Genomic DNA, 5,871 nt, shown 5'->3' with positions numbered 1-5,871 from the left:
CGGCCTCCAGCACCTTCGTGTAGTGCCCGAGCGCCGCGTCCAGGGTGCGCACGTCCTCCGGGGAGGCTCCCTTCTGCGGGCCGTACACCGCGGGCGCGCCCTTCGGTCCGGTCAGCGGATTGTCGACATCGCTGGCCAGCACCAGCTCCACCGAGGACAGCCGGGGGTCGAGCCCGGTCAGATCGGCGCGGGCGAGAGCGGCGAGACCCCCGCCCCCGGGCGGCACCGGCGCGCCGTCCCGGTCCAGGAACCGTGCCCCCAGCGCCGCCAGCATCCCCGCGCCGCCGTCGGTGGTGGCGCTGCCGCCGACGCCGAACACGATCGTCCGCGCGCCCGCGTCCAGCGCGGCCCGCAGCAGCTCGCCGGAGCCGTACGTGGAGGCGGTCAGCGGCGCGAAGCGGCCGGCCGGCAGCCGCTGGAGGCCGCTCGCCTCGGCCATCTCCACCACCGCGGTGTCCCCGCGCAGCGCGAAGGCGGCGGTCACCTGCTCCCCCAGCGGCCCGGCGACCCGTACCTCGCGGCGTTCGAAACCGGCCGCGACCGCCGCGGCCACGGTGCCGTCGCCGCCGTCGGCCACGGGCAGCGCCTCCACCGGCAGATCCGGCACGACCCGGCGCAGTCCGGCCGTCACCCGCTCGGCGACCTGCACGGCCGTCAGCGAGCCCTTGAACTTGTCAGCGGCGACGAGGACCCGCCGGGTCCCGTCCACTGCAGCGTCCGCCACTTGCCATCCCCTTGCTCTCCGGGCCCCGCGCACGGCGGGGCCTGTCGCGCCGCTGCGACCTTAACCTTGCCGGGCCGTCGCCGTCATGCCCCTGCCCACGGTCCGAACAGGGCCGGGAAAAACGGGTAGACCCCAGCCATGAGCAGCGAGCACCCCGCACCCGCCGGTCTGGCCGACCGGATCCACGGCGGCTGGCTCGGCCGGATCGCGGGCAACATGCTCGGCAAACCGGTCGAGCAGGGCGAGGTGTGGACCCGCGAGCGCATCGACGGGTATCTGCGCCGGGCCGGCGCGCTGCCGCTCACCGGCTACCTGCCCGGGCCCGCCGACGAGGCCGACGCCGCCGCCCTGCGACCGGAGTGGCGCGCGTGCGTGCGCGGCCGGATCCACGGCAGCTGCCGCGACGACGACGTGGACTACACGGTCCTCGGACTGCACCTGCTGGAGACCCACGGCTTCGGTTTCAGCACCGAGGACGTCGGGGAGCTGTGGCTGCTGCGGCTGCCGTACCTCCAGACCTTCACGGCGGAACGGGCGGCGTACCGCAATCTCGCGAACGGGCTGCGGCCGCCGCTGACGGCGACGTACGACAACCCGTACCAGGAGTGGATCGGCGCCCTCATCCGCGCCGACGTCTTCGGCTGGACCTGCCCCGGCGATCCCGTCCGCGCCGCCGGGCTGGCCCGCCGCGACGCCGTGCTGTCGCACACCGGCAACGGGGTCTACGGCGCCATGTGGGCGGCGGCGCTGATCGCGGCCGCGTTCACCGCGCCGACCGTGCGGTCCGCGCTGGACACCGCGCTCGGCGTGATCCCGGGGAGCAGCCGCCTCGCCCGTACCGTGCGGCGCGTCATGTCGCTGCACGAGACCGGCCTGGAGTGGGCGGACACCGTCGCCACCGCGACCGGGGAGAGCACCGGGGGCTGGATCCACACCGTGCCGAACGCGGCCGTGCTCACCGCCGGTCTGCTGTACGGCGACGACGACTTCACCCGTACCCTCGCGCTCACCGTGCGCGGCGGTCTGGACACCGACTCCAACGGGGCGACGGCGGGCTCGGTGGCCGGGGTCCGCGCCGGCGCGGCGGCCCTGCCGGCCCGGTGGACGGACCCGCTCGAAGACACGGTGCGCAGCGCGGTGTTCGGCTTCGACGGGGTGCGGATCAGTGCGCTGGCCGAACGCACCGCGCGCCTGGCGACGGCCGGGTCGTAGCGGGCCCGCGGCTGGTTACCCTTCCCCCATGACGACCACGACTGCTGACTACGCCGCGTACATCGCCGGTCTGCCCCGGGTGCTCGCCGGTGCCGCCGCGCTCTTCCGGGACGCCGAGGGGCGCGTGCTGCTGGTCGAGCCCAACTACCGCGCGGGCTGGGCGCTTCCGGGCGGCACGGTGGAGTCGGACGACGGGGAGACGCCCCGCCAGGGCGCGCGCCGGGAGACGCTGGAGGAGATCGGTCTGGACCGGCCGCTCGGGCCGCTGCTGGCCGTGGACTGGGTGCCCGGCGTCGGCCGGCCGCCGCTGGTGGCGTACCTGTACGACGGCGGGGTCCTCACGGAGGAGGAGCTGAAGTCGATCCGGTTGCAGGAGGAGGAGCTGCTGTCCTGGCGGCTGGTGCCGCGCGAGGAGCTGGCCGCCCATCTGCCCGGCGCACTCGGCCGCCGGGTCCTGGCCGCCCTCGACGTCCTCGCCGACGGCTCGGGCCCGGCGGAACTGGAGAACGGCCACCGCGCCGCGTAGCACGCCGGCCCGGCATCCGCCCGCCCGGATATCCGTTCGCCCCCGTGAGCCCGGCGATCTACCCTCGGCCCATGGGCAAGCCTCTCGTGGCCATTCTCAGCGGCGCAGGTGTCTCCACGGATTCCGGCATCCCCGACTACCGGGGCCCGGCCGGCCTGTGGCGGCGGGACCCGGAGGCGGAGAAGCTCGTCACGTACGACTACTACATGGGCGATCCGGAGATCCGGCGCCGCTCCTGGCGGATGCGGCGCGACAACCAGGCGCTGCGAGCGGAGCCCAACGCCGCCCACCGGGCCGTCGTGGAGCTGGAGCGGTCCGGCGTGCCGGTGCGGGTGATCACCCAGAACGTGGACGGGCTGCACCAGGCGGCCGGGCTGCCCGCCCGCAAGGTGCTCGAACTGCACGGCACCGCCCGCGAGTTCCTCTGCACCGAGTGCCATGCGCGGGGTCCGATGGCGGACGCCCTCGCCCGGGTGGAGGCCGGCGAGGACGATCCGCGGTGCCTGGAGTGCGGCGGCATCCTGAAGTCCGCCACCGTGATGTTCGGCGAGCGCCTCGACCCCGTGGTGCTGGGCCAGGCGGTGGCCGTCACCAAGGCCTGCCAGGTGTTCATCGCCGTCGGCTCCAGCCTCCAGGTCCAGCCCGCCGCGGGTCTCGCGGGGGTCGCCGCGGACCACGGCGCCCGGCTGATCATCGTCAACGCGGAGCCGACGCCGTACGACGACCGGGCCGACGAGGTGGTCCGCGAGCCCATCGGGACCGCGCTGCCCCGGCTGCTGCGCGACCTGGCCCGGCAGGAGTAGGTCAGAACAGGGCGGTGCCGCGCTCGAAGTCCAGCAGCCGGCGCTTGCGCTCCAGTCCGCCGCCGTAGCCGGTGAGGCTGCCGTCGGTGCCGACGACGCGGTGGCAGGGGACGATGATCCCGACGGGGTTGCGGCCGTTGGCGAGGCCGACCGCGCGGGAGGCGCCGGGCTTGCCGAGGGCTTCGGCGAGCCGGCCGTAACTGCGGGTCTCCCCGTAGGGGATACGGGTCAGCTGCTCCCAGACGCTGCGCTGGAACGGGGTGCCGCGCAGCGCGAGCGGGACGGTGAACTCCCGTAGCTCGCCGGCGAAGTAGGCGGTCAGCTGCTCTTGTGCCGCGCCGAAGCAGGACGGGGAGTCGTCGCGCGGGCCGAAGCTCTCCTCGGCCGGGCGGTGCCGCTGGGCGGTCATGTACAGGCCGCACAGGGCGTCGTCGTTCTCGTCGGCGACGAGGGTGAGCGGCCCGTACGGGCTGTCGATCACGGTGTGGCACGTCACGGTGGAACCTTCTCACACGGGCAGGAAGTTGATCGGGTGGTTGTCGGTCGCCCACAGGTACTGCACCGCGTACGCCCGCCACGGGCGCCAGGCCTCGGCGCGGGCGGTGAGCGCGGCGGGGGTGGACGGCAGGCCGAGTGCGCCGGCCGCGCGCCGGATGCCGAGGTCGGTGGGGAGGAAGGCGTCGGGGTCGCCGAGGGCGCGCATGGCGATCACGTCGACCGTCCAGGGTCCGAAGCCGGGCAGGTCGAGCAGCCGGGCGCGGGCCTCGGCCCAGTCGGACTCCACTCCCAAGTGGAGGGTTCCGTCGGCGAGTCGACGCACCAGAGTGGTGAAGGTGGTGCGCCGGGTGCGGGGCATCGCCAGGCCCTCGGGGTCGGCGGCGGCCAGCGCCTCGGGGGACGGGAAGAGATGGGTGAGCCCGCCCTCGGGGTCGTCCAGGGGCTTGCCGTGGGCGGCGACCAGACGGGCCGCGTGTGTGCGGGCGGCGGCCGTGGAGACCTGCTGTCCGAGCACGGCCCGCACGGCGAACTCGGCCTCGTCCACGGTGCGCGGCACCCGGCGGCCCGGTCCCTCGTCGACCAGCGGGGCGAGCAGCGGGTCGGCGCGCAGCCCGTCGTCCACGGCGACCGGGTCGGCGTCCAGGTCGAGCAGCCGGCGGCAGCGGCTGATCGCCACGGCGAGGTCGCGCAGGTCGCTGAGGGTGAGGCGGCAGGCGATGTGGTCGGGGCGGGGGGCGAGGGCGACGATCCCGTGGCCGTAGGGCAACCGCAGGGTGCGGCGGTAGGCGCCGTCGCGCCACTCCTCGACGCCGGGTACGGCGGTGGCGGCGAGGTGGCCGAAGAGGTTGCTCGGGTTGAGCGGGGCGCGGAACGGCAGGCGCAGGCTGAGGGTGCCGGGGGTGCCGTCGCCGGGCGTCCGGCCACGCGGGAGGCGGTCGCGCAGCGCGCTCGGGGAGAGGGCGAAGACCTCGCGGACGGTGTCGTTGAAGGTGCGGATGGAGGAGAACCCGGCCGCGAAGGCGATCTCCGCCATGGGCAGCTCGGTGGTCTCGATCAGCAGCCGCGCGGTCTGGGCGCGCTGGGCGCGGGCCAGCGCGAGGGGGCCCGCGCCCAGCTCGGCGAGGAGCTGCCGCTCCACCTGGCGGGTGCTGTAGCCGAGCCGGGCGGCGAGGCCGGGCACGCCCTCGCGGTCCACGACGCCGTCGGCGATCAGCCGCATGGCGCGCGCCACCAGGTCGGCGCGCCGGTTCCACTCCGGGGAACCGGGACTGGTGTCCGGGCGGCACCGCTTGCAGGCCCGGAACCCGGCCTGCTGGCAGGCGGCCGCGCTCGGGTAGAACGTCATGTTCCCGGGCTTGGGCGGGACGACGGGACAGCTGGGCCGGCAGTAGATGCCGGTGGTCAGCACGGCCGTGTAGAACCATCCGTCGAACCGGGCGTCCTTGGACTGCACGGCGCGCACGCAATGCTCCCGGTCGAGGTGCGTCGCTGTCTGCATGTCTCCAGGATGACCGGCGCGCGGGCCGGTCGCTGGCGGAATTCCGACACGTGCGTGGGCCGCCGACCGCGCGGTTCTAGCGGGTCTCGCGGCAGAAGCCCGTGATCCATTCCGCCGTGGTCCGCAGGCCGCCGAACGTGTAGAAGTGGACCTTGACCGTGCCGTGGCGGGCCGGGTCGTACCGGTCGGTCAGGGTGCGCAGGAAGCGGTCCGGCCCGGTGGTGCCCATCAGGTTGGTGAGCGAGAAGCCGTATTTGCGGGCGACCGAGGCGCTGGTGGAGATGCCGAAGCGGGTGGCGTAGCCGAGCAGCCGGCGCACACCCGCCGGGCCGGGTACGCCGATGCGCACGGGCAGGTCGACGCCCCGGGCGCGGACGTCCGCCAGCCAGTCGAGCACGGGCTGCGCGTCGAAGCCGAACTGGGTGATCACATCGCCGGTGAAGGGTCCCGCGCCGATGGCCGCCGCCTTGTCGGTGAGCGCCGACCACAGCGCGGGGCCGGTTATCGCGGGGTGGCCCTCCGGGTAGCCGCTGATGCCGATGTGCCGGACGCCGTGGCGCTCCAGCAGCCCGCTGCGGATGACGGAGAGGGCGTCCGCGTAGGGGCCCTC

General features: G+C 75.0%; 7 protein-coding genes. 3 read left to right on the top strand and 4 right to left on the bottom strand.

Annotated features, from left to right (window positions below; all coding sequences use genetic code 11):
• Positions 1-724, bottom strand: a 724-nt coding sequence (locus tag FRZ03_RS18120) for a glycerate kinase (RefSeq protein WP_261399239.1), incomplete at its 3' end; no start/stop codon positions are given.
• Between the two features lie 138 nt (positions 725-862).
• On the opposite strand from FRZ03_RS18120, the gene FRZ03_RS18115 reads away from it, so the two are divergent.
• From FRZ03_RS18115 to FRZ03_RS18105, 3 genes are all read left to right on the top strand, one after another.
• Positions 863-1,936, top strand: a complete 1,074-nt coding sequence (locus FRZ03_RS18115; RefSeq protein ID WP_146466208.1) for an ADP-ribosylglycohydrolase family protein — start codon at positions 863-865, stop codon at positions 1,934-1,936.
• A gap of 28 nt (positions 1,937-1,964) precedes the next feature.
• The gene (locus FRZ03_RS18110) at positions 1,965-2,462 is read left to right on the top strand and encodes an NUDIX domain-containing protein (RefSeq protein ID WP_146466207.1); all 498 of its coding nucleotides are present in this window, start codon (positions 1,965-1,967) and stop codon (positions 2,460-2,462) included.
• 71 nt (positions 2,463-2,533) lie between these two features.
• On the top strand, positions 2,534-3,265 hold the full coding sequence (locus FRZ03_RS18105) for an SIR2 family NAD-dependent protein deacylase (RefSeq protein ID WP_146466206.1): 732 nt from the start codon (positions 2,534-2,536) through the stop codon (positions 3,263-3,265).
• A 1-nt stretch (position 3,266) separates the two neighbouring features.
• On the opposite strand, the gene FRZ03_RS18100 is transcribed toward FRZ03_RS18105, so the two are convergent.
• The 3 genes from FRZ03_RS18100 to FRZ03_RS18090 all read right to left on the bottom strand — a co-directional run.
• Entirely contained in the window at positions 3,267-3,761 is a 495-nt protein-coding gene (locus FRZ03_RS18100; protein ID WP_146466205.1) for a methylated-DNA--[protein]-cysteine S-methyltransferase, read from the bottom strand.
• Positions 3,762-3,773: 12 nt separating this feature from the next.
• Complete coding sequence (locus tag FRZ03_RS18095; protein WP_146466204.1) at positions 3,774-5,261, bottom strand: AlkA N-terminal domain-containing protein; 1,488 nt, start codon at positions 5,259-5,261, stop codon at positions 3,774-3,776.
• A 76-nt stretch (positions 5,262-5,337) separates the two neighbouring features.
• A partial coding sequence (locus FRZ03_RS18090) for a methylenetetrahydrofolate reductase (RefSeq protein ID WP_464862365.1) occupies positions 5,338-5,871 on the bottom strand: 534 nt, incomplete at its 5' end.

The sequence above is a fragment of the Streptomyces misionensis genome, assembly GCF_007896895.1.
GTDB lineage: Bacteria > Actinomycetota > Actinomycetes > Streptomycetales > Streptomycetaceae > Streptomyces > Streptomyces misionensis_A.
Note: the sequence above shows the minus strand (reverse complement) of the source record. Positions and strands in the feature narration are given on the sequence as shown.

What these genes read in the sequence shown, in the direction of transcription:
- FRZ03_RS18115 (WP_146466208.1), top strand. Translation starts at nt 863, where the DNA reads ATGAGCAGCGAGCACCCCGCACCCGCCGGTCTGGCCGACCGGATCCAC.
- FRZ03_RS18110 (WP_146466207.1), top strand. Translation starts at nt 1,965, where the DNA reads ATGACGACCACGACTGCTGACTACGCCGCGTACATCGCCGGTCTGCCC.
- FRZ03_RS18105 (WP_146466206.1), top strand. Translation starts at nt 2,534, where the DNA reads ATGGGCAAGCCTCTCGTGGCCATTCTCAGCGGCGCAGGTGTCTCCACG.
- FRZ03_RS18095 (WP_146466204.1), bottom strand. Translation starts at nt 5,261, where the DNA reads ATGCAGACAGCGACGCACCTCGACCGGGAGCATTGCGTGCGCGCCGTG.